The organism is Collinsella aerofaciens (assembly GCF_015553355.1).
Lineage (GTDB): Bacteria > Actinomycetota > Coriobacteriia > Coriobacteriales > Coriobacteriaceae > Collinsella > Collinsella aerofaciens_V.
Genome location: NZ_JADNGN010000015.1, coordinates 23158 through 43716, shown reverse-complemented (window position 1 = coordinate 43716; position 20559 = coordinate 23158). Strand labels below are relative to the sequence as shown.

The 20559-nt window shown below is 59.9% G+C and carries 16 protein-coding genes; 1 reads left to right on the top strand and 15 read right to left on the bottom strand.

Going from position 1 to position 20559, the window contains the following annotated elements; all coding sequences use genetic code 11:
• Nucleotides 1-146 precede the first annotated feature (146 nt).
• The 4 genes from I2D57_RS05300 to I2D57_RS05285 all read right to left on the bottom strand — a co-directional run bounded on the left by I2D57_RS05300 (nucleotide 147) and on the right by I2D57_RS05285 (nucleotide 6251).
• Complete coding sequence (locus I2D57_RS05300; protein ID WP_271748796.1) at nucleotides 147-2162, bottom strand: heavy metal translocating P-type ATPase; 2016 nt, start codon at nucleotides 2160-2162, stop codon at nucleotides 147-149.
• A gap of 78 nt (nucleotides 2163-2240) precedes the next feature.
• Nucleotides 2241-2486 carry a DUF6110 family protein gene (locus I2D57_RS05295; protein ID WP_022094642.1) on the bottom strand — a complete coding sequence of 82 codons (246 nt, stop codon included), beginning with the start codon at nucleotides 2484-2486 and terminating at the stop codon, nucleotides 2241-2243.
• Nucleotides 2487-2666: 180 nt separating this feature from the next.
• On the bottom strand, nucleotides 2667-4424 hold the full coding sequence (locus I2D57_RS05290; RefSeq protein WP_195361739.1) for an ABC transporter ATP-binding protein: 1758 nt from the start codon (nucleotides 4422-4424) through the stop codon (nucleotides 2667-2669).
• Nucleotides 4425-6251, bottom strand: coding sequence for an ABC transporter ATP-binding protein (locus I2D57_RS05285; protein WP_195361738.1), 1827 nt, complete (start codon nucleotides 6249-6251; stop codon nucleotides 4425-4427).
• A 114-nt stretch (nucleotides 6252-6365) separates the two neighbouring features.
• Here I2D57_RS05285 and I2D57_RS05280 point away from each other — a divergent pair, with 114 nt between their 5' ends.
• Nucleotides 6366-7370, top strand: a complete 1005-nt coding sequence (locus tag I2D57_RS05280; RefSeq protein ID WP_195361737.1) for a helix-turn-helix domain-containing protein — start codon at nucleotides 6366-6368, stop codon at nucleotides 7368-7370.
• 64 nt (nucleotides 7371-7434) lie between these two features.
• On the opposite strand, the gene I2D57_RS05275 is transcribed toward I2D57_RS05280, so the two are convergent.
• The 11 genes from I2D57_RS05275 to I2D57_RS05225 form a co-directional block, all read right to left on the bottom strand.
• On the bottom strand, nucleotides 7435-8799 hold the full coding sequence (locus tag I2D57_RS05275) for an ATP-binding protein (RefSeq protein WP_195361736.1): 1365 nt from the start codon (nucleotides 8797-8799) through the stop codon (nucleotides 7435-7437).
• 391 nt (nucleotides 8800-9190) lie between these two features.
• On the bottom strand, nucleotides 9191-10867 hold the full coding sequence (gatB, locus tag I2D57_RS05270) for an Asp-tRNA(Asn)/Glu-tRNA(Gln) amidotransferase subunit GatB (RefSeq protein ID WP_195361735.1): 1677 nt from the start codon (nucleotides 10865-10867) through the stop codon (nucleotides 9191-9193).
• Nucleotides 10867-12381, bottom strand: coding sequence for an Asp-tRNA(Asn)/Glu-tRNA(Gln) amidotransferase subunit GatA (gene gatA, locus I2D57_RS05265; protein ID WP_195361734.1), 1515 nt, complete (start codon nucleotides 12379-12381; stop codon nucleotides 10867-10869). The genes gatB and gatA overlap by 1 nt, the downstream gene beginning before the upstream one ends.
• Nucleotides 12381-12692, bottom strand: a complete 312-nt coding sequence (gene gatC / locus I2D57_RS05260; RefSeq protein WP_055250987.1) for an Asp-tRNA(Asn)/Glu-tRNA(Gln) amidotransferase subunit GatC — start codon at nucleotides 12690-12692, stop codon at nucleotides 12381-12383. Before gatC ends, gatA begins: the two co-directional genes overlap by 1 nt.
• 284 nt (nucleotides 12693-12976) lie before the next feature.
• Nucleotides 12977-13894: a class C sortase gene (locus I2D57_RS05255; protein ID WP_195361733.1), complete on the bottom strand. Its 918-nt coding sequence runs from the start codon at nucleotides 13892-13894 to the stop codon at nucleotides 12977-12979.
• 132 nt (nucleotides 13895-14026) lie between these two features.
• Nucleotides 14027-14800: a hypothetical protein gene (locus tag I2D57_RS05250; RefSeq protein WP_195361732.1), complete on the bottom strand. Its 774-nt coding sequence runs from the start codon at nucleotides 14798-14800 to the stop codon at nucleotides 14027-14029.
• Nucleotides 14782-15750 carry a MarR family transcriptional regulator gene (locus I2D57_RS05245; protein ID WP_195361731.1) on the bottom strand — a complete coding sequence of 323 codons (969 nt, stop codon included), beginning with the start codon at nucleotides 15748-15750 and terminating at the stop codon, nucleotides 14782-14784. Before I2D57_RS05245 ends, I2D57_RS05250 begins: the two co-directional genes overlap by 19 nt.
• 512 nt (nucleotides 15751-16262) lie before the next feature.
• Nucleotides 16263-16667: a prealbumin-like fold domain-containing protein gene (locus tag I2D57_RS05240; RefSeq protein ID WP_195361730.1), complete on the bottom strand. Its 405-nt coding sequence runs from the start codon at nucleotides 16665-16667 to the stop codon at nucleotides 16263-16265.
• A gap of 415 nt (nucleotides 16668-17082) precedes the next feature.
• Nucleotides 17083-17487, bottom strand: a complete 405-nt coding sequence (locus I2D57_RS05235; RefSeq protein WP_229055639.1) for a family 4 glycosyl hydrolase — start codon at nucleotides 17485-17487, stop codon at nucleotides 17083-17085.
• Nucleotides 17447-18586 (bottom strand): class C sortase, encoded by a 1140-nt coding sequence (locus I2D57_RS05230; RefSeq protein ID WP_195361729.1) that lies wholly within the window; start codon nucleotides 18584-18586, stop codon nucleotides 17447-17449. Before I2D57_RS05230 ends, I2D57_RS05235 begins: the two co-directional genes overlap by 41 nt.
• 165 nt (nucleotides 18587-18751) lie before the next feature.
• A complete protein-coding gene (locus tag I2D57_RS05225) occupies nucleotides 18752-20521 on the bottom strand; it encodes a SpaA isopeptide-forming pilin-related protein (RefSeq protein WP_195361728.1) in 1770 nt (589 codons plus the stop codon).
• Nucleotides 20522-20559: the final 38 nt, after the last annotated feature.

Below are 20559 nucleotides of genomic sequence, written 5' to 3'. Positions count from 1 at the left end.
GGCCTCGGGGGCGTTCGGCTAGCTGCGGGAACGGCCTGTCCGCCTAATGTGTTCGGCTGAGATCGGAAATCAACCCAAAAGGCCTGCGTCCGGACGACACCGATGCCGTCTGGGCGCAGGCCAGATAACGTGGGCGAACACGTCCGCTAGCGCAGGTAAGCCTTTGCGTTGCCCAGGCTGTAGGCGATCGTTGAGCCGTTGTGCAGCAGCGACGACGCCTGCGGAGTAATCATGCCGGTAATACCCAATGCCAACAGCGCCGAGTTGGTGAGCATCACCTTGGAATACGAACTCGTCAGACGGTCGATAAGCCCCTGACTCATGCGGCGCAGGCGCACGATCGCGGCGAGATCCGTATCGGTCAGGATGATATCGGCGACCTCCTTGGCAATGTCGCTTCCACCACCCATTGCCAGCCCCACGTCGGCCAAACCGAGCGCCGGCGAATCGTTGACGCCGTCGCCCACCATGGCAACGTGGCGCCCCTCGCCCTTAATGCGCTCCACATACGCGTACTTGTCCTCGGGCAGCAGCTCGGCCTTAAACTCGTCGACACCTGCCTCGCGAGCAATGCGCTCGGCTGTGCGCTCCGAGTCGCCCGTGAGCATGACCACGTGCTTAACGCCCAACGCATGCAGGTCGGCGATGGCCTCGCGGACCCCGGGCTTAAGCGGGTCCTCGATACCGAGCACACCCACAACGGTACCGTCGACCGCCAGATACAGCGGCGACAGGCCCTGCATCTGGGACTCGATTTGCTCCTTAATGTTGGACTCGAGCTGCGCACCCTCATCCTCGAATACAAAGTGCGCCGAACCGATGATGGCGCGACGCCCTTCGATGGACGAAGCGATGCCGTGCGCCACGATGTACTCGACGGCGGCATGGCGCTCGCGGTGCTCGAGCCCGCGCTCGCGCGCCGCATTGACCACGGCGCGTGCCACCGGATGCGGGAAATGCTCCTCCAAGCAAGCGGAAAGGCGCAGAATCTCGTCCTCACTCCAGCTATCGGTGGTGAGCACGCAAGCTAGGCGCGGCTGGGCCTCGGTCAGCGTACCGGTCTTATCAAAGACAATGGTATCGGCCTTGGCAAACGACTCAAAGTACTTCGCGCCCTTGACCATGACGCCCATCTTGGCGGCGTCGCTCATGGCAGTCATGACGGCAACGGAACCCGTGAGCTTGAGCGCGCACGAGTAGTCGACCATCAGCGCCGCCGAGGTCTTGATGAGGCTGCGCGTAGTGAGCGCGACCAGGCCCGCGAGCAGGAAGTTCCACGGGACGATCTTGTTGGCGAGGTCCTCCATATGCGACTGGCCCTCGGACTTGAGTGAGTCGGCCGTCTGCACGAGCGAGACGATTGAGCGGAGCTTGGTCTGCGCCGTGTTGGCGCGCACGCGCACCAAGATGCTGCCGTCCTCCACGACGGTGCCGGCGAACACGTCGTCGCCCACGCTGCGCTCGACGGCCAGCGGTTCGCCGGTCAGGGTCGCCTGGTTGACCATGGCGCTCCCCTGCTCGACCACGCCGTCAATGCAGATGGACATGCCGGTGCGCACGGCGACCAGATCGCCGGGCTCGAGCTCGGTCGCAGCAACGCTTACCTCCGTATCGCCGACGACCTTTTGCGCCTTGTCGGGAACATCGAGCAGCGAGTTGATGAGCTCGTTTTCGCTCATGGCGCGGGTGTAGTCCTCGAGCAGCTCGCCCACGTTGAGCAGGAACATCGTCTGGCCCGCGGTGTCGACATCACGCTTGACGAACGAAATGCCGATGGCCGAAGCGTCGAGCACAGGAACGGTCAGGCGCGGCTGCGCCAGCTCATGAAGGGCAGCGCGCAAAAATGCCATGTAACCGGCCACGACAAAGATGGCACGCAGCGGCGTAGGCAGGAACCAGCGGCGCGCGTAGTGGGCGCCGATAAGTGTCGCCAGGTCCATAACGAGTTTGTGCTTGCGCGGCTCGAGTTGCATCACGTAGCCCGACTTGGCATCGGCGATAGCTTGAGCATCGAGTGCGCCTAGGGCGTCGAGCACGCTTGCGCGGCGCGGCTCGTCGTACTCCAGCGCCATCTGGCCAATACGGCCATAAACGCGCACCTTGTGCACGCCATCGATGTCGCCGCCAAGCTTAAGAAGTGCATCGAGATCGCTCTCTGGCACAGGACCCGCCAATTGAAGACGGGTCCTGCCGGGGATCTCGCTGATAATCGAGAATCTCATAGTTTGTGCCTGGGAGCGTTACTCGGCTGCCTCGTCAGCAGCGGCCTCGCTCTGGGTGATGTAGGCAGCCTCGGCAACCATGTCATCGACATTGGCCTTGGCCTGCTCGACCATGTCCTGGTAGCAGTTCTTGACGCGCATACCGCACGCGATGCCCTGCACGCAGGCGTTCTTTACCGGAGCGCTGGTGAGCAGCTTGATGCCGGCCGTACCAAGCAGAAAACCGCCACCGACAAGCAGGGTGTTAAACGTCGACTTCTTCATGTTGCTTCTCCCTTTTGCCGCACAAGCGCGGCATGGTGCCTTAGCACCCGAGTTCATTAGTTTGCTCGAGCACGCTTTTGAAAATAGTTTAGTATAACTATTTGGTAAACAATGGCTAACTTTTTGGAAACTATGGGGATGAACTCAATATGACAAAGGGATTGTCCCTTTGTCACATTCCTATAGCCGCCAGTCCGCCGCTTCCTTTTGCAGCGCAACCATGCGGGCGAATTCTCCACCTGCCGCCTTGAGCTGCGCCGGAGTGTCCTGCTCGGCGACCACACCATCCTTGAGTACAACGATTTTGTCGGCATTTTCCACCGTACGCATACGGTGGGCAATAACGATAACCGTCTTACCTGCGAGCAGACGGGAGAGTGCCTGCTGAACCACGGTCTCGTTCTCCACGTCCAAGCTCGCCGTCGCCTCGTCCAACAGCACGATGGGCGCATCTTTGAGCAGCGCGCGGGCGATGGAGATGCGCTGGCGCTCGCCACCGGAGAGTTTGGAGCCGTTCTCGCCGATCATGGTGTCGTAGCCCTGCGGCATGCGGTTCACGAACTCGTCGCAGTTAGCGGCACGCGCGGCCGCAAGCACTTCCTCATCGGTGGCGTCACGACGCCCGAGGCGGATGTTTCCCATCACCGTGTCGTCAAAGAGCAACACGTCTTGGAACACAATGGCGTAGTCGCGCAGGAGCACCTCGGGGTCGACGCCCGCAACATCCACACCGCCCACGGTAACCTTGCCCGCAGTGGCATCCCAAAAGCGCGCGGCCAGGCGGCTCACCGTAGACTTACCGGAACCCGAAGGACCGACCAGCGCCGTAACTTCGCCTTCCTTGGCGGTAAAGCTCACATCGGTAAGAACTTTCTCGCCGGCGCGGCCGTCCTCGCCCGCACCATAGCCAAATGCCACGTGATCGAACACCACATCGTGGCCCGCAGGCTCAAAGTTCTCGCTGCCCCGCGCCACAGGCTCTTCCATGATGGAACGCATGCGCTTGGCAGACGACTCGGCGGCAAACAGCTCGGACATTAACATTAATGCCTGGTCAAAGGGCGCATAGATACGGCTCACCATAAGCAGGAAGGCAAACAACACCAAAAAGTCGACCTGCCCGGAGGCGACCATCGCGGCGCCCGTGACCAGCGTGGTGGCAATGCCCAGACGCAGGATGGCAAAGGCGGAGTTGACCAAAAGCCCGTTAACGAGCTCGCCCTTGGTGGTCTCGCGCTCCTCGGCATCGATCACGGCGTTGAGTCCCTCAAGATAATGGGCCTCCTGGTTGGTGGCGCGAATCTCGCGAACGCAGTCGAGCGTCTCTTGAATAGCCTCGGTAACCTTGACCTTCTCGGCACGCACGCGATCAAACACCGGAGTCATGGGGCCGCGTGTTAGATACAACACGGCAAAGGCCACGGGAACGCTCCAAAACGCCGCAATCGCCAGCTGCCAGCAAAAGAACAGCGATGCCACGAAGACAATGGCGCTTGCGATGATGGCACCCCAAAGCTCTCCCAGCACGTGGCTGTAGGCGTGCTCCATGGCCTGGACGTCGCCCATGATGGTCTCGGTTAAATCGGCCAGATCACGACGACCAAAAAACGACAGCGGCAGTTTGCGCAAGCGCTCGGCAATCTCCATACGCTGCTTGCCGCACTCCTCGTAAAAGATGCAGTAGGTGTAGTAATACTGCTGCCAGTTAGAGGCAAAGAGCAACACGAAAAAGACCAGGAGGCCGCCCACGATCGGCAGGGCATCCGGCAGGTCAGCCCCGCTGACGAGATGCTCGACAAAGCCGGCCATAACCTGGAATAAAAAGCCCATGCCGGCCATGGTGATGAGATTGGTGAGCGTGGTCCAGAAAATGCCGCGTTTTACGCCGGCGACGCCTTTATCGGATAGGAAATACTTCTTTTGGAATGAGGCGAACATTTAGGCCTCGCCTCCCTTCGTGACGGTGGCATCCGCGGTCGCTGCAGTGATTTTCCAGCTCGCGGCCTGTTCGTACTCGGCCCACATCTTGGCATACAGGCCATTTTGGGACAGCAACTCGGCATGGGTACCCGACTCCTGCACGCTGCCCTGGTTGAGCACCACGATTTGGTCTGCGCCCACTACAGTCGAGAGTCGGTGCGCGATCATAATGACCGTGCGACCCGCCGCCAGTTTGCTAAAAGCACGTTGGATAAGCGCCTCGTTCTCGGGATCGGCAAACGCCGTAGCCTCATCGAGCACCACGATAGGCGCGTCTTTAAGGATCGCGCGGGCGAGTGCCACGCGCTGGACCTCGCCGCCCGAAAGATATGCTCCGCCGGCACCGAGCATGGTATTGATGCCCTGTGGGAGCTTGGCCACAATGTCGTCGCACTGAGCTGCGGAGAGGGCCGCACGCACTTCGTCGTCAGTAGCCGTAGGCTTGGAGGCGCGCACGTTATCGGCAAGTGTTTGCCGGAACAGCTGGTTGGTCTGGAACACGAAGGCGACCTGGTCCATAAGCTCGTGCGGATCCATATCGCGAACGTCCACACCGCCTACGAGCACTCGACCCGAGGAAACATCCCAAAAACGCGGGATCAGGCTTGCGCAGGTTGACTTACCGCCACCAGAGGGACCCACCAGGGCGAGGGTGCTACCAGCGGAAACGCTGAAACTTACATGGCTAACGGCAGGTGCTTCGGCACCTTCGTACGTAAAGCTCACGTCCTCAAATCGCACGTCGCCGCCGGCAGGGTGCTTGGGTTGTGCGGGCACGGAAAGCTGCTTGGAATCCATGACGCTTCGAATACGAGCCAACGAATCGGCACTCATCTGAGAGGCCTCGCCCACAAACATGAGCTTGGTCATGGCCGTCGGTACCACGGCCGAAAATATCGCGTAAAACGTGAAGTTGGTCATAAAATGCGCGAAGTCCGTCTCGCCTGGCGCCAACAGCAACGCCACGGGCAACAGGAATGCCACAAGACCATTGAGCGCGGTAAGGTTGAGTACCTGCGGACCTCGGCAGAACGTGCCCGCATAGTTTTGCGCCATGTCGGCGTATTCGGCGATTGCATCGTGGAAGGCCTTAAAGGAGTAGACCGTCTGCTGAAACACCTTGACCACGGGGATGCCGCGTACGTATTCGGTGCCGGTCTTGTTCATCTTGACCAGCGCTCCCATGTAGGCCTTCATGAACTCGGCGCCTTCGCCGCTCATCATGGTGGCCATGGCGCCAAACGAAACGACGACCGAGATAAGGCATGCCGCGCCCAAGCGCCAATCGAGGGCGAAAAGCAGCACGAGCAAGCCCACGACCATGGCGGCGGCGCCGGCGATATCGGGCAGCATGTGCGCGAGCAGGGTCTCGGTGGAGGCGGCGCATCCGTCTACAATACGGCGCAGCTCACCGGTGGCGTGCGTGTCAAAGTAGCCGAGCGGCAGCTTAAGCAGGTGCTCGCTCGTAGTCTTGCGGATATTGGACGCGCAGCGAAACGCAGACAGGTGCGTGCACATGAGCCCCACGAAATAAGCTACGATGCTTGCCAGCGCAAACCCCACGGCCCACCAACCGTACATCGCGATGTTAGTGGCTTCGCTCCAGTTGGGCGCCACGGCGATCAGGTCGCGAGCGACAAGCCAAATGCACACGTACGGGCCAAAGCTCAGCAGCTGCGAGAGCGCCGAGAGCGCCATGCCCAAATACGTTAGGAATTTACGGTCACCGGCATACGCGAGCAACTCGCCGATGCCTCCACCTTCCCTTTTTGATCCCTTTGCCATGAGATTCCTTTCTAACGGCTTGAGAGTTAACCTCAATCATCTTATCATTGATGTGTTAGCCATGGCTCACAATCAAGCCAGGCGTGGACGTTTCTGCAAAGGAAAGGGACGCTTTTGCAAATACGGCGGGCAGCGACCGACATAACCGAGCTCTACGCACCACAGTTTGAGCAGTTTGGCCTGGAGCTTTCCGGCAAGGGCGCTGTCCTTACCGGCGAGGTGGCAAACGATCGGGCGCACGGACGCGCATGGATCATGCCCCTCTCCCCTGCCTGCATCGTCATGGAGCATTTCATCACCCCGACGCACGATATGTACCTGGCCGAATACACACCCGAGCCATATGCCTGCGTGAGCGAGGTCAGCGCGCCCACACTTACATGCATGCCCGAGGCTGGCATAACGCCCGCGAACCTCAAACCATTGCATGGACCGTGGCCAAACAATGCCGTTTGCAGCTTTATCCAAGATAACTGTGGCGAGGAATTAAGCCCGCTGTTTGCGGGGGAGCTCTATCACTCGCGCTCGGTGCTCTTTTTGCCTGGATATTTTGACGAACTGGAGCACCGCTATCCCACCGAGTTCGCGGGAATCTTTGAGGCGTTTGCCGAGCCATGGCACGAGGAGGCGACGTCTGCCATCTGCCACACGCTGCGCCGGATTAACGAGGACCGCGCTCACACCCTAGGCGGACACGTCTATATGCAGGGCATCGTGGAGACCATGGTCGCGGAGCTCGCCTGTTCGCGCGCGGCCCACAAGCAGGCGCGGCAGGCGGCAGACACACGCGTCAGCATAACCATTGCCGAAGAAGCAACGGCAATGATTGAGCGCGCGCTCGACAAAGGCAGACGTGTGGGTATCAACGAGGTGGCCGAGAGGCTCTACACAAGCCGCTCCAAACTATGCGCCACCTTTAAGGCCCAAACTGGCGAGTCCCTGGGCACCTACATTCGCAGACGCCGTATGGAGCGGGCGCAGGACCTTTTGGCCGATAGCGCGCTCACGATAGCGCAGGTAGCAGAGCGTCTAGGCTACCCTCAACAGGCCGCCTTCACCCAAGCCTTCAAACAACACACCGGCACCACCCCCACCGCTTGGCGAAGCAAGCATCGCTAAGGCCCAAGCTCCCTGGCCGTAACGGAGCGATTAATTAGCCGCCGCCCGTCAGCTCACCCAGGATCTAAACGTCAAGATGCGCACAATCAAGCGCCTTTTTGATAAGAGGGACAGATCGATCAGCCAAATACAACGGAATGTTGAGCACCCCGTCGTCGAGCTTTAGGTTCTTAAGTGAGTAGCGGACCCTCAATGGAGTCGTCTCCGCATGCTTGTCGGCATAGTACTTAAGGCTCTTGGAATGAACGACCTCTCCCGATTTGACCTCGACGGGAACGATTTCGTTTCCGACTTGAATCAAAAAATCGACTTCGTGCTTCGGCTTCTCGTTTGTCCAATAACGCGGAGCAGCATCTAACTGTGAAAGTAATGCCTGAAGCACATAGTTCTCGGCGAACGAACCTTTGAACTCCGAAAATAGCGCATCCGAGATGGCAAAAGCGGACGCATCCAGCCTTGCCATGCGGCGCAGCAAGCCGACATCAAGACAGTAGACTTTAAATGCCTTGAGGTCATCGTACGCAGAGAGCGGCACACCACCGGCAGCATTAAGGCGAACCGCCGTGATGAGCCCAGCATCGGCAAGCCATTCCAGAGCATCCTCGTATTCTCGAGCACGAGCCCCCTCGCGCACCGCACCCCAAACGAACTTTTTGTTCTCGCGCGCCAACTGAGCTGGAATCGAGTTCCATATTTGCGAAAGCTTGGCGAACTGCGCACGGCCACCATGCTTGGCAAAATCGCGCTCGTAGGAATCCAAGAGATCAGACAACACCTTATCGACCTGAACGATATCGCCCGTCTCCGCCCACCGGCCAAGAGCCTCTGGCATGCCGCCGCATGCAAAATAACGACGAAGATGCTCGACGAGACGGACATGGAAGAAATCGGGCACTGTCTCGATCTGATCCAGGCCGCCAAGGTATTCGTCGTAGTTTGCAGCGCCCTCGGCTTTCAGAAACTCGGAAAAGCTCATGGGGCGCATCTCCATGAACTCGACCTTTCCCACCGGAAAAGCGCTGGTCTCACGGGACAAGCGAACGCCCAACAAAGACCCTGCGCATGCGACGTGATACTCGGGGGCCTCGTCACAGAAGTATTTAAGGGCACCGACTGCAGAAGGACAATCCTGGATCTCATCAATAATAAGCAGCGTCTCGCCAGGATCGATAGGCTGTCCAAGTGCCAGGGAAAGATTTGAGATGATCCGTCGAGGATCGCGCGTACCTTCGAAAAACTGAGCGTACTCGCTCTGTACCCCAGGCGACGGCTCCTCGAGCGTCAGATACACATAATTGATGTACGAGGTTCGGCCGAACTCCTTAAGCGCCCACGTCTTTCCAACCTGGCGCGCCCCCTTAAGGATAAGCGGCTTACGATATTCTGACGCTTTCCAAGCGTTAAGCTTGGCAATGATATCTCGCTGCATGGCCGAACCTCCCGCAAAGAAACTTCCGTAAACGTGATATTTCCCACATTTTACCCTAGGTAAAACGTGACATTTATCACATTTACGGAAGTTTTAAGTTCATTTCGCCACACTTTCATCACATTTATTGCAATGTGACAAAGGGACAGTCCCTTTGTCACCCGCACAAAAATGGACGCGCCAACGGCGCGCCCATTCACTCTATTCCATTCAGCCCCACCTGACCCGAACGGCCGAGTCGTTGCCAGAACCCGGGAGCCCCGGCAGGGCGGGTGCTTGCTCAAAATAAGTTCCGCACGCAAAGAAGGCCACTTAATGTGGCCTTCATCTTGCGCAGGACTGTTTGAAATTTTGAGGAAGCACCCGCCCTGCCGGGGCTCCCGGGCTCCGCTTATGAGAGCGACGTTCTCAGCAACTCGTTGAAGAGCTTCGGGTTGCCCTTGCCGCGGCTCGCCTTCATGCACTGGCCCACCAAAAAGCCGATGACCTTCTGGTTGCCGTCGCGATACTGCTGCGCCTGATCGGCACAGTTAGCCAGCACCTCGTCCACGATCGGTTGCAGCGCGCCGGCATCGCTCACCTGACGCATACCGCGCTCGTCGACGATCTTGTTGGGGTCGTCGCCGGTCTGAGCCATAGCCTCAAAGACCTCGTGCGCCTGGTTGGAGCTGATGGCATCGGTCGCCAGCAGCTTGGCCAGCGCTGCCACCTGAGCCGGCGCGATGCCGGACTCGACGAGCGACACGCCCGCGCCCTTAAGGTAGGCGATCATCTCGTTCACCAGCAAGTTTGCGACCGTCTGGGCCTCCTTGCCAGCCATACCGGCAGCGGCGGCCTCAAAGAAGTCAGCAAACTCGGGGTCGCCGGCGATCTGCTCGGCATCGGCCGCCTTAATGCCAAAGTCAGTCTCAAAACGGGCACGCTTGGCATCGGGCAGCTCGGGGATCTCGCCTCGGCAACGGTCGATGAACTCATCGTCCAGATCGAACGGCGCCAGATCGGGGTCGGGGAACAGACGATAGTCGTCGGCCGTCTCCTTCACACGCATGACCACGGTGCGCTTGCGGCTGGGCTCCCAGTGGCGGGTCTCCTGATAGATGATGCCGCCCTCCTCGAGTACCTCGGCCTGGCGGCAAATCTCGTAGGCAAGGCCGTCGTGCAGGCCCTTGAACGAGTTGAGGTTCTTGAGCTCGGTCTTGGTGCCCAGCTTGGTCTCGCCGCGGCGACGCAGCGACACGTTGCCGTCGCAGCGCATGGAGCCCTTCTCCATGGAGCAGTCCGAAATGCCCAGCGTCACAAAGATGCGACGGAGCTTTTCCATAAACAGACGCGCTTCCTCGGGCGTACGCAAGTCGGGCTCAGTCACGAGCTCAATCAAAGGCGTGCCGCAGCGGTTGTAGTCGACGAGCGACTCGGCCGCGGCGGTGATGCGGCCCTCGGCACCGCCCACGTGCACCATCTTGGCGGCATCCTCCTCCATGTGGATGCGCAGAATGCGGATGGGCACCGTGTAGGAACCGTCCTCGCGGCGCTCGGGCATCTGCAGGTTGGACGCGTCGTAGCTGGCCAGATGGCCGGCGCGCTGATTGCCCTCGCGCATGGTCGACGTCATGGACGTGGACAGGCCCTCGGCGTTGGCCGAGGCGCTCGCCAGGCTCTGAGCCTCGGCCTCGCCAAACGCGCAGTCGGGGCGCTCGGCGGCACCGCGACCGGTCACATCCAGATCAAGGTGACCGTACATGGCAAAGGCGACCGGACCCTGCGTGGTCTGGAAGTTCTTGGCCATGTCGGGATAGAAGTAGTGCTTGCGGTAGAACATCGAGTGACGCTGGATCTCGCAGTTGGTGGCAAGGCCGGCCTTGACGATGCTCTCGATGGCGCGCTTGTTAGGCACCGGCAGGGCGCCGGGCAGGCCCAGGCACACCGGGCACACGTTTGCGTTGGGCTCGTCATCGTGGCTGAGCTTGCAGTTGCAGAACATCTTGGTATCGAGTGCGGTGAGCTCGGTATGGATCTCCAGGCCGATCACGGCCTCCCAATCCTGCAGGACCTCGGAAAGCTCCTTCATTACAGCTCGCCTCCCTTCCCGGCAAAATCGGGCGCGACGGAAAGCGCGGGCGCACCCGTGGCGGCATCGGCAAAGCCGCGCTCCAGGGCGCGGGCAAACGTGAGCAGCTGACGGTCCTTAAAGGCCGGACCAACCAGCTGGGCAGAAACGGGCAACTGAGTATCCTCGCCCAAGCCCAGCGGCACCGAGATACCGCCGTTGCCGCAAATGTTGAGCGAAATGGTGTACAGGTCCGAAAGGTACATCTGCGTGGGGTCGCTGATCTCGCCAAACTTAAAGGCCGTGCGCGGCGAGGCGGGCATGAGGATGGTGTCCACCTTGGCATACGCGGCGTCGTAGTCCTGCGTGATGAGCGTGCGGGCCTTTTGCGCAGCGTAGTAGTACTTGTCGTACACGCCCGAGCTCAGCAGGTAGGCGCCGAGCATCTGACGGCGCTTGGCCTCGGCGCCAAAGCCGTGGGCGCGCGAAAGCGAGCTCTGGTCGGACAGGTTGACGCAGCCCTCCTCCTGGTAGCCGTAGCGAATGCCGTCGAAACGAGCCAGGTTGGAGAACGCCTCGGCCGGGCCGATGACGTAGTATGCGGCGATAGCGGCGTCCAGGTGCGGCAGGTCGACCTCGACCAGCTCGGCGCCCTGGTTCTGCAACTCCTGGGCGGCGCGCTGAACAGCGGCCTTGACCTCGGGCGTCAGGCCCTCGGCCTCCATAAACGCGGGGATGATGCCCACGCGCTTGCCCTCGATGCTGTCGTTGAGATGCTCGGTAAAGTCGACGGCGCAATCCTGGCTGGTGCAGTCGTATGGATCGTGGCCCGCGCCGGTAAGCGCGTTCATGGCCAGCGCGACATCCTCGACCGTGCGGCCAAAGGGCCCCACCTGGTCGAGCGACGAGCCAAAGGCAACCACGCCGTAACGGCTCACGGCGCCATACGTGGGCTTAAAGCCCACCACGCCGCACAGCGACGCCGGCTGGCGAATGGAACCGCCGGTGTCCGAGCCCAGCGAGAGCGCGACTTCGCCCGCGGCGACGGCTGCAGCGGAGCCGCCCGAGGAACCGCCGGGCACGCGCTCGGTATCCCAGGGGTTGTTGGTGCGGTGGAACGCCGAGCTCTCGGTGGAGCTGCCAAAGGCAAACTCGTCCATGTTGGCCTTGCCCATGGGCAGGCAGCCGGCATCGAGCATGCGCTGGACGCAGGTGGCGGTGTAGACGCTCTGGTAGTTCTCGAGCATGCGAGAAGCGCAGGTGGTGCGCGTGCCCACGAGGTTCATGTTGTCCTTAATGGCCAGCGGCACGCCCGCGAGCGGGGGCAGCGGCTTGCCTGCGGCACGGTCGGCATCCACGCGCGCAGCAGCCTCGAGCGCAAGCTCGGGCGCCACCTGCAGGAATGCCTGGACCCCGCCCTCGCGCGCCTCGATGGCGGCAAGAGAGGCCTGGGCCACCTCGGTAGCGGTAAAGTCGCCGGCGGCAACGCCCGCGGCAATCTGGGCGGCGGTAAGGGAATCGAAGCTCTGTGCCATTACTCGCTCTCCCCCTCTCCCAAAATGGACGGCACGCGGAAGTAGCGGTCGCGCGCGCTGCCGGCGTTTTCGAGCGCGACGTCGAGCGGCAGGTCGCGCTCGGGCTCGCGCAGGTCATCGCCCATCACGTTGGACAGGCTTCCGATGGGATGGAACGTGGGCTCCACGTCGGGCAAGTCATATTGCAGGACGGGCTCGAGCATCTGGACGGCGTCGTTCATGTAGGACGTCATCTGGGTGAGCTCGTCATCGGTCAGTGCGATCTTTGCGTACTCGGCGATGCCGCGCACGTCTTTCTCGCTGAGTGCCATAGGCGCTCCCTTCCGCATAACAGATAAACCGCTCTAGTATACAAGGCAACGCCGGCTTGGAGCAGGCGCTTTACCCAAATGCAGCGAAAACGTAACGAGGGCGGCGGGCTGGCAGGCGGCGGGCTGTCGGTTCTGCAGCGAAACCGCACCGTCCATAACGAAAACCATCACAACATTCGACGCTTTTCGCCAAAATCGAGATTTTCATCGAATGTTGTGATGGTTTGGAAGTCCCGACCACCACAAAGGTGCCTGTCCCCTTTGTGGCGGTTCTGAACGATGCCTTATGCCGAGGCCTTGGCCTTGCGGCGCTTGCGGACCGCGTGGATCACGATGTCCAGCAGCAACAGCACAATGGCTATGACCACGATGAGCACGGCAAACTCGCGCTTGCCCCAGTGGCGGCCGGCCAGCGACTTTTGCTTGTCGACGTCCTTCTTGTCGTACTTGGTGCGCACGCAGTGCACCAACAGGCGATGGTCGTTCACGCCGTAGGGCGTGCAGGTGACGAGCGTCACCTTGTCGGCGCCGGGCTCGATGGTCAGCGACTCCATCTCCTCGGGCAGCACGACCTCGGAGTTCACCATCTTGTAGGCGAGCGTCTTGTTCATGGTGTGCAGCAGCACCAGGTCGCCGGGCTCCAGCGAATGGATGTCGTCGAACATACTCAGGTTGCGCATGCCCGAGTGCGCGGTGAGCACGCAATGCGTCGAGGTGCCGCCCACCGGCAGGCTCGTGCCCTCCAGGTGGCCGACGCCCGCCATAAGGACTTCCTCGCTCGTGCCGTGGTAGATAGGCATGCTCACGTCGATGGAGGGGATCTCGACCCAACTCATCATGGGGTCACGGTCAAAGATGAGCTGCTGGGCGTAGGGCTCGATCTGGTCGGCGGGAAGCTCGGTGGCCTCGCCCGCCAGCTGCTCGTTAAAGGAGCGCGCCTGGAGCAGGATGCGCTCGCGCTCCTCGGCAGACAGCGCGTCCACGGTGCTGGACACCGTGCTGATCTGGTTGAACACGCCCGAGGCCTCGAGCCGGTCCAAGATCCACGGCCAGGTCATAAGGCCCACGCCGATAAGGATGATGACGATGGTGATGAGACGGTCGGCCCAGCGCGGCAGCCGCTTGCGGCGGCGCTTGGGCTTTTGTTGAGGTTTGGGCTGAGGGCTTGAGCCACCGTTGGCCGCGGCGTTATTGCTCTTCATATGTTTGGCGCCCTGCACCATCGCCGGTCACTCCTCTACAACTCAAGTTGTCTAAACAAATAATACCCGATTAGCGAGCTCATGCGCCGGACAACGCAACTAGACTGCACCGTCCGGGCCACGTAACCCCACTCAACCAATCAAGCCATATGTTGCTTTCATCGTCTCGAGCAACTGCGCCATCGTTACGCCCGCAACCCCAATCTGTTTCAGATTGACGTCGCCCACCTCGCAATCTTTAACAAACGCAAGCATATCGTCCTTCAGTTCTCCGCGCAGGTCGACGCCTTCCGACTCGCCAAGCAGCTGAGCAAGCCTCAGCGCATCGCGTTTATGCTTTTTTACCTTATTCGAATCAACGTTCTCCCCCGCTTCCCTTCTAGCTTTTAGGTCGAGATACGCCTTCGCTTTGAACGGGACAATGTATTCTGTACCCAGGACCGAAACGCCGCCTACGGTCCGGATTCCCTGAAGGAACAAGCCGTAGTAAGCATCGTCCAACAAAATTGCCGAAAGACTGCTTATGTTTTCATCAACGTGAATTGGTGCCACATCAATCCCCGCACGACCCTTTAGAAAGTCGGGGCACTTCGCAAAGAGTTCGATCATACGGGGGTAACCCGGCCTCTTAGGCTCTGTAAACCGATAAAAACATGAGCCTTTGCCTTCGCCCCAGCCGCAGCGGTAACCGCCATCATGCACCAAAGTCCATATAGCTTCTGCCGTCTGAGGCAACCGGTCATCGGCGACAATTACAACATCAAAATCGTGAGTCATCCTAAACGGAAGTCCCGCCTCCGCGAGCAAAATGTCACATGCCGTGCCGCCGATAAGGGCATACGATCCTGCAGCTTTTTGCATATGCTGCTGAAATTCTTGGAGACCTTCTACAGCGCTTCTTGCCATGGATATTCCTTTCCAAACATGCGATCGACTTCGAGCTGAATTCGCTCATCGTCGATTGCCGCCAAAGATAGCGCAAGCGAAATGTCATCGACGCGGGAGGAGTCGGCAAACACGGGCGCATAGCGCCACACTTGGATCATCGCCGTTTCGTTATCCGGCAACTCCCCGTCTGCGACTTCGAGGTCGCTCAGTTGACGCCATGCACTTCTTAAGACGGCCTTTTGTTCCATGCCCGGCACAGCGAGCATCGAACGCGCAGCGAGCGCCGTCTCCCCGGCGTCAACAAGATAGTCGATCTGCGGCGTCTTCCTTGCAAAAAAGACCTTCGAGACAGGCGAGGAGAGCTCTGCCATGTGCTCGCTGAGCAAAAGATCGACGGCGATAGGGAGCACGACGACACGCCGCTCGCGACGCTCGCGCCTCGCGAGCCCCCTGTCGACAAGCTCGGTTATGGCCTCACTCGCACGGCTTGCCGAGATCCCAAGCGCACGACAAAGGTCATAGGGACGATATGGCTCCTGGGCTGCTCCCCAAATTGCGGCAGCCTGCGCGTTGGGTGACATCTTGGTCGCGTGATTGCGAAAGCGGGCACCGCCCCTCTCCGTGCAGGCTGTGCCCATAAATGGAAGAAAAGCCTGTCTACCTGGGCAGACAAAGGGAATCCCTTGTGCGACCAATGCTTTGCGCTGACGTGCATCGGCATCAGGAAACGAAACGACAACAGGAGTCTCCGCGCGCAAGGCTAGCTGGCTATAGACTCTCTTAGCCTCGGGAAGCCCGACGCCCGTAGGCAAACTTGCAAGCAAAAACGAAAAACCGTTTGCGTCAACAGCGCGGACCTCAATCGCCCGCAGATGCAGCGGCAAGCGTGCGGATCCAGGCCAAGTTTTGGTCTTGGCGGAGAGGCCTAGTGCTTCTTGTAAGTAGATTAGCGCTTCGTTCATTTCCATCGTTTTCGTTTGATTCCATTTTTAATTGGAATTATACATAATTTTCGGAATTAACGAGATTCCTTTCGTGCGTAGGCCAGCATTTGAGTTTTCAAAATGTCCCGGATCGGCGGGGCGATTCGGGATACAATGTCAATAGAAAACGACGCACCCCGCGTAAATGTTTGGGAGCGCGGGCGGCCTAGTTTTCTGGTTTTGTTAAATGCCCGGGCCTCTAACCCCGGGCATTCTTATTTGCGCTTGTTGCGGCGCAAATGCCTTCTACCGTCCGCACCGCGCGTGCGCCTACGGACCTTAAACCGAACCTCATACGAGTCAAGAAACGCGATGACGGATGAGTCCGCATCGGACGGTGGAGGCTGGCTGCGTTGTCCAAAAAAACGGGGCAGACTCCAGTGCGGAGTCTGCCCCAAAAAGAGAATGGCAAAGCAAGAACGTGGATGGACGAGAAAAGTGTCCGCAAGTCTCATGGCCATCACATCCCACCTGCCAAAGTGATGGGTGAGCGAGCGTTACTCGTGCTCGGACTCCTCAGCCTGCTTACGGCTGCGGATGAGGTGCGCCACGCCGATGCACAGCACCGCGCCACCAGCGATCCAAGTGAAGGTCACGCCGTTGAGACCGGTGAGGGGAAGGTTAGAGCCCTTCTTGTTCTTGACGGTAAGGGTAACGGTGCCGCCACCAGAAGAGGAATTGGTGACGAGACCAGAACCATTCTTGGATGTGGTCACCGTCAACGTATTCTCGCCCTCATTCTGATTAAGACCCGTGGCAGTAATGGTGAACGTGAATTTGGGCACGGTGTTATAGCCGGGGAGCGTATGGGTCTCCTCGACCGTGTAAGCGCCAGCATCGAGGCCCTTGACGCTGATTTCGCCCTTATCATCAGTCGTAAAATCATAAGCAGTATTGCCCAAAGAACCGTTCACTTAGACATACTGGGCGCCGGCGCCCTCGTCGGTTCCCTTGGAAGAGGTGCCGGGCGGAGAGCGGAGCATGGCCACCGGACCCACCGAAACACATCTCCACCGTTCCTTCAACTGGGAAAATGCCGCCCCGGAGCCCGGGAGGGACCCCGGGGGCTTTCGGCTAACTGCGGGAACGGCCTATCCGCTCAGTATGTTCAGCTGAGATCAGAAATCAACCGGAGAAATCGACCCTACTAAAAGGAGGCCGTATATGAAGACTGTATATCCCTTTTGCCTCCATATACACAAGAAGCGCCCCTCGGGGCGCTTCTGAGAGGCTCCCCCCTAGGATGGACCCCAGGGGGAGCCTATGGACCTCAAAGGCCGCTGCGAACCGTTCGCAGTCGGGCCGTCGAAGGCCTCGTTACTTAAGCTCAGGCCAGAAATCCTTGTTGGCCTCGATCATGTCGTCGAGAATCTCCTTGGCGACCGTCATGGACGGCACGGTCTTGTTGAGCGTGAACGCCTTGAGCGCCTTCTCATACGAACCCTCGATGCACGCCTCGACCACGAGCTTCTCGGAGTTGAGCTGCTGCATCATGAGGCCCTGCTGGAACAGCGGGATGTTGTCGCGCGAGATGACCTCGGGGCCGTTCTTGCCGATGTAGGCGGGAAGCTCGACCATCGCGTCGTACGGCATGTTCGGGATAGCGCCGCGGTTCTGGCAAATGACCAGGAAGCGAGCGAAGGCGCTGCACTTCGAGCGATATTGAGCACCAACGCGGGCGCTAGCGCAGGTGTCGCCCGCGATACTCGGGAGAATCAGCATCGGAATCGGGGGAAGCCGAGGAGGCTGAAGCAGAGGAGGAGAAGGGGACCGCAGGCCTGGAGGCTCCCGCGGTCCACCCGTTTCCGCCTTCGCCAGCAGCCGCGCCGGCGTCCAGCGTCACCGCGGCGGCAACGGCAGCACGCTGCGCCGCGCGCCGCTTCTTGCGCACGTGCCCGGCCGCAACGAGACCCACAACAATCGCCAGCAGCGCGCCCAAAACGCCCAGCGCCACCGCGGTGGTGTTGATGCCCTGCGCGTCCTCGGGCACGGGCACCTCATTCGGAATCTCCGCACGCACGCCCGATACGAGCAGGCGGTGCGAGTTCACGCCGTAGGGCGTGCAGGTCATGAGCGTCACGCGGTCCTCGCCGGCGGTCACGCGCAACTTGGAATCGTCGTCGGGCGTAATCACGTCTATGCGGTCGATCTTGTAACCCAGTTCCTCGCCCATCACCTCGATGTAAAACGAGTCGCCAACCTGCAGCTCATCCAAGCGCGTGAACAGGAGCGAGCCTGGCACGCCGCGGTGGCCGGTAAGCACGGCGTGCGTGCTCGCGCCGCCCACGGGCAGCGATGTTCCATATAGGTGGCCGGCGCCCGCAGCGAGCACCTCGGTAGAGGTGCCGTGGTACACGGGCAGGTTCACGTCGATCTTGGGAATGCGCACCGAGCACATAAGGCCCGATCCCGCGTTAAGAAGCCCCTGGTAGGTTGTATCTTGCGAGGCGATGGAATCCTCAGAGCCAGAGGCGGTGGAGGCGCCGGAGGTACTACCGAACGGATCCACGACCTCGCCGATAACGTCCTGACCGCCGGCGGCCAACTGCTCGTTGTAGGCGCGCGCGGCCGCGAGGGCCTCCTCCGCCTTCGGATAGGGCCAGCCATCAACCGTGTTGGCGGCCGCGGTAACTGCGGCCGTCTGCTCGGCCTGGGACATGGCGCGCAGGGCGAGGGGCGTGGCCACGATAACAAAGCCGGCGACAAAGCACAGAAGGGAAAGCAGGCGCAGGGCGAGGGGCGGTTTACGTCGGCTGGGGGAAGCCGGGTTCGAACCGACGCTCGGCGTGCGCATCGTCGATACGGGCTTGATTGCCTTCATGTGGTTCACCTCCGGGGGTGTGGGTGCGAGGACACGGTTAATGCACCACACCCCGCCGCGGGTCCAAGCGCGACGGGGTGCGGCGAAAGGGAATGTGAGAACGCGGCGCACGGGCGCTGATAGGAGACGACGATCGCCCGCTCGCCGCGTCATCAAGCTAGGGAATTAAGAGCGCATACGTGCACTCAGGGCAAAGGCGGCGCCAGCAGCCATGAGCAGCACGCCCACGGTGATGAAAACCTTGATGCCCAGGTCACCGGTCAAGGGCAGCTCGGTGAGGTTCTTGGCGTTCCAAATCTTGATGGTCGAGTTCTCAACGGAGACGCGAGGATCGGTAGCGTCCTTGGCATAAGAGACAGCAGTGATGGTCTTCTGGCCCTCGGGATCGTCGGACTTCACCGTAGCGGATACCGTAAAGGTGAACTTCGGCAGGGAGACGGCGGTGTAACCATTGGGAGGAACGATCTCCTCGATCTCATACGTGCCAGCGTCGAGACCATTAAAGTTGATGACGCCATCGTCGGTGGCGAACACGCCAACTTCGGCACCACCCTGAGTATCCTTAGTCGGAGTCGTGGTCAGGGTCTTCCATGCGCCGTTCTCGTAACCGAGATAGCTGCTTCCCGCCTTGATCGTGAACTTAGCACCCGAGAGCTTAGTGGTCATGTCCTTGGCGGTCTTCACGATGTTGAACTTATAGGAGTAGACATTCACCTCGTTACCAGGAATGGTCTGCTCATCGGAGATGTTGTTGGGGTTGTGCGACCAGGTAAGTGAGTCCTTGTTGGGGTTGCCCTGGATGGCGGTGGAGTCAGAAAGCTTGGCATCTGCATCAAGGGTAGCACTCACCAGTACGGTCACCTTTGCGCCCTCGTTCAGCGCAGTAGCGTCCGCAACCTGGTTCACGTAGTTGCCAAGGTCGATGACGGTATCTACACCTCCGGCGTACTTACTATCGGTATCAGAAGTGGCAGCATAGGAAACACTGTAGTCGCTACTCACCTTAAGAGTAACGTCTCCAACCTTGACCGATTCAACCTTTACGCCCGTGGCGACGTTACCGACAATCGAAGAAATGGCAGAACTAGCAGTGTCGTTGATCTTGAACACACGTTTGGTCGAATAGCCGGTGTAGTACGGAACGGTAGTCTCAAGCGTGTAGTACACGGTGTCGCCCACGGAGAAGGACGGCTCATAGTTGTAGGTGCCGTCAGCATTGGCAAGATGCTTAGAGATGGTCGGAATCACGTTCTTCACGGTAACGGTGTCATCGACATCGGTGCCCGCAATGCTCGTCGGCGTAATGATGGGCAGCGAGAAGGACTCCTTGTCCGCAGCGGGATTGGTAACGTCCTTCAGGAACCAGATACCCGGGACGTTAAAGGTTTTCACATTGGCGTTGCCGGCCGTAGACGTGGTGAACTCGGTTGCAGCAGGAGTACCAGGGAAGGTCTGGTCCTCGAGGTTCTGGGCAAAGGTGCGCAGCGCGGCATCATTGTTCCAAGGCGAGGAGAGGTTAGGGGCTCCGCTATTGCTAAACACCCGCATGATCAGGAAGCCCATAGGGTTGTTCGACGCGTTGCCCTCGGACACAAAGAAGTTCTTGTCCTGCTTGTAGGCAGTAAGCACGTTCCGGGCATCGCCCGTCCCATCAATGACAGCATTGAAGTTCATCGCGCCCTCGATGGTGCTCACGAGCGCATCGGTGGTATCAATCGTATAGGCAATCGACTTGTCATTGCCAACAACAACGTCCTTCAGCTCGGCAAGCTGCCAGCCGTTGAACGTGTGATCGGCAGCATCCGTCGACTGCTTGTTGATCGTAATGCTGTAGACTGGCGCAGCCTTGGCCGTGGGCGCTCCACCCACCAGGCCGGTTACGGCGATCGCTACGGCGGCGGCGCCGGCGATCAGCTTTTGTACTAATCGGTTCATGATTCCCCTTTCAGAAATAAGCCCGACATTCATAAGCA

Coding starts and splice junctions, on each gene's coding strand:
- I2D57_RS05275 (WP_195361736.1), bottom strand. CDS start 8,799: ATGCAGCGAGATATCATTGCCAAGCTTAACGCTTGGAAAGCGTCAGAA.
- I2D57_RS05225 (WP_195361728.1), bottom strand. CDS start 20,521: ATGAACCGATTAGTACAAAAGCTGATCGCCGGCGCCGCCGCCGTAGCG.
- I2D57_RS05295 (WP_022094642.1), bottom strand. CDS start 2,486: ATGAAGAAGTCGACGTTTAACACCCTGCTTGTCGGTGGCGGTTTTCTG.
- I2D57_RS05255 (WP_195361733.1), bottom strand. CDS start 13,894: ATGAAGAGCAATAACGCCGCGGCCAACGGTGGCTCAAGCCCTCAGCCC.
- I2D57_RS05250 (WP_195361732.1), bottom strand. CDS start 14,800: ATGGCAAGAAGCGCTGTAGAAGGTCTCCAAGAATTTCAGCAGCATATG.
- gatA (WP_195361734.1), bottom strand. CDS start 12,381: ATGGCACAGAGCTTCGATTCCCTTACCGCCGCCCAGATTGCCGCGGGC.
- I2D57_RS05285 (WP_195361738.1), bottom strand. CDS start 6,251: ATGGCAAAGGGATCAAAAAGGGAAGGTGGAGGCATCGGCGAGTTGCTC.
- I2D57_RS05230 (WP_195361729.1), bottom strand. CDS start 18,586: ATGAAGGCAATCAAGCCCGTATCGACGATGCGCACGCCGAGCGTCGGT.
- I2D57_RS05245 (WP_195361731.1), bottom strand. CDS start 15,750: ATGGAAATGAACGAAGCGCTAATCTACTTACAAGAAGCACTAGGCCTC.
- gatC (WP_055250987.1), bottom strand. CDS start 12,692: ATGGCACTCAGCGAGAAAGACGTGCGCGGCATCGCCGAGTACGCAAAG.
- I2D57_RS05290 (WP_195361739.1), bottom strand. CDS start 4,424: ATGTTCGCCTCATTCCAAAAGAAGTATTTCCTATCCGATAAAGGCGTC.
- I2D57_RS05235 (WP_229055639.1), bottom strand. CDS start 17,487: ATGCTGATTCTCCCGAGTATCGCGGGCGACACCTGCGCTAGCGCCCGC.
- gatB (WP_195361735.1), bottom strand. CDS start 10,867: ATGAAGGAGCTTTCCGAGGTCCTGCAGGATTGGGAGGCCGTGATCGGC.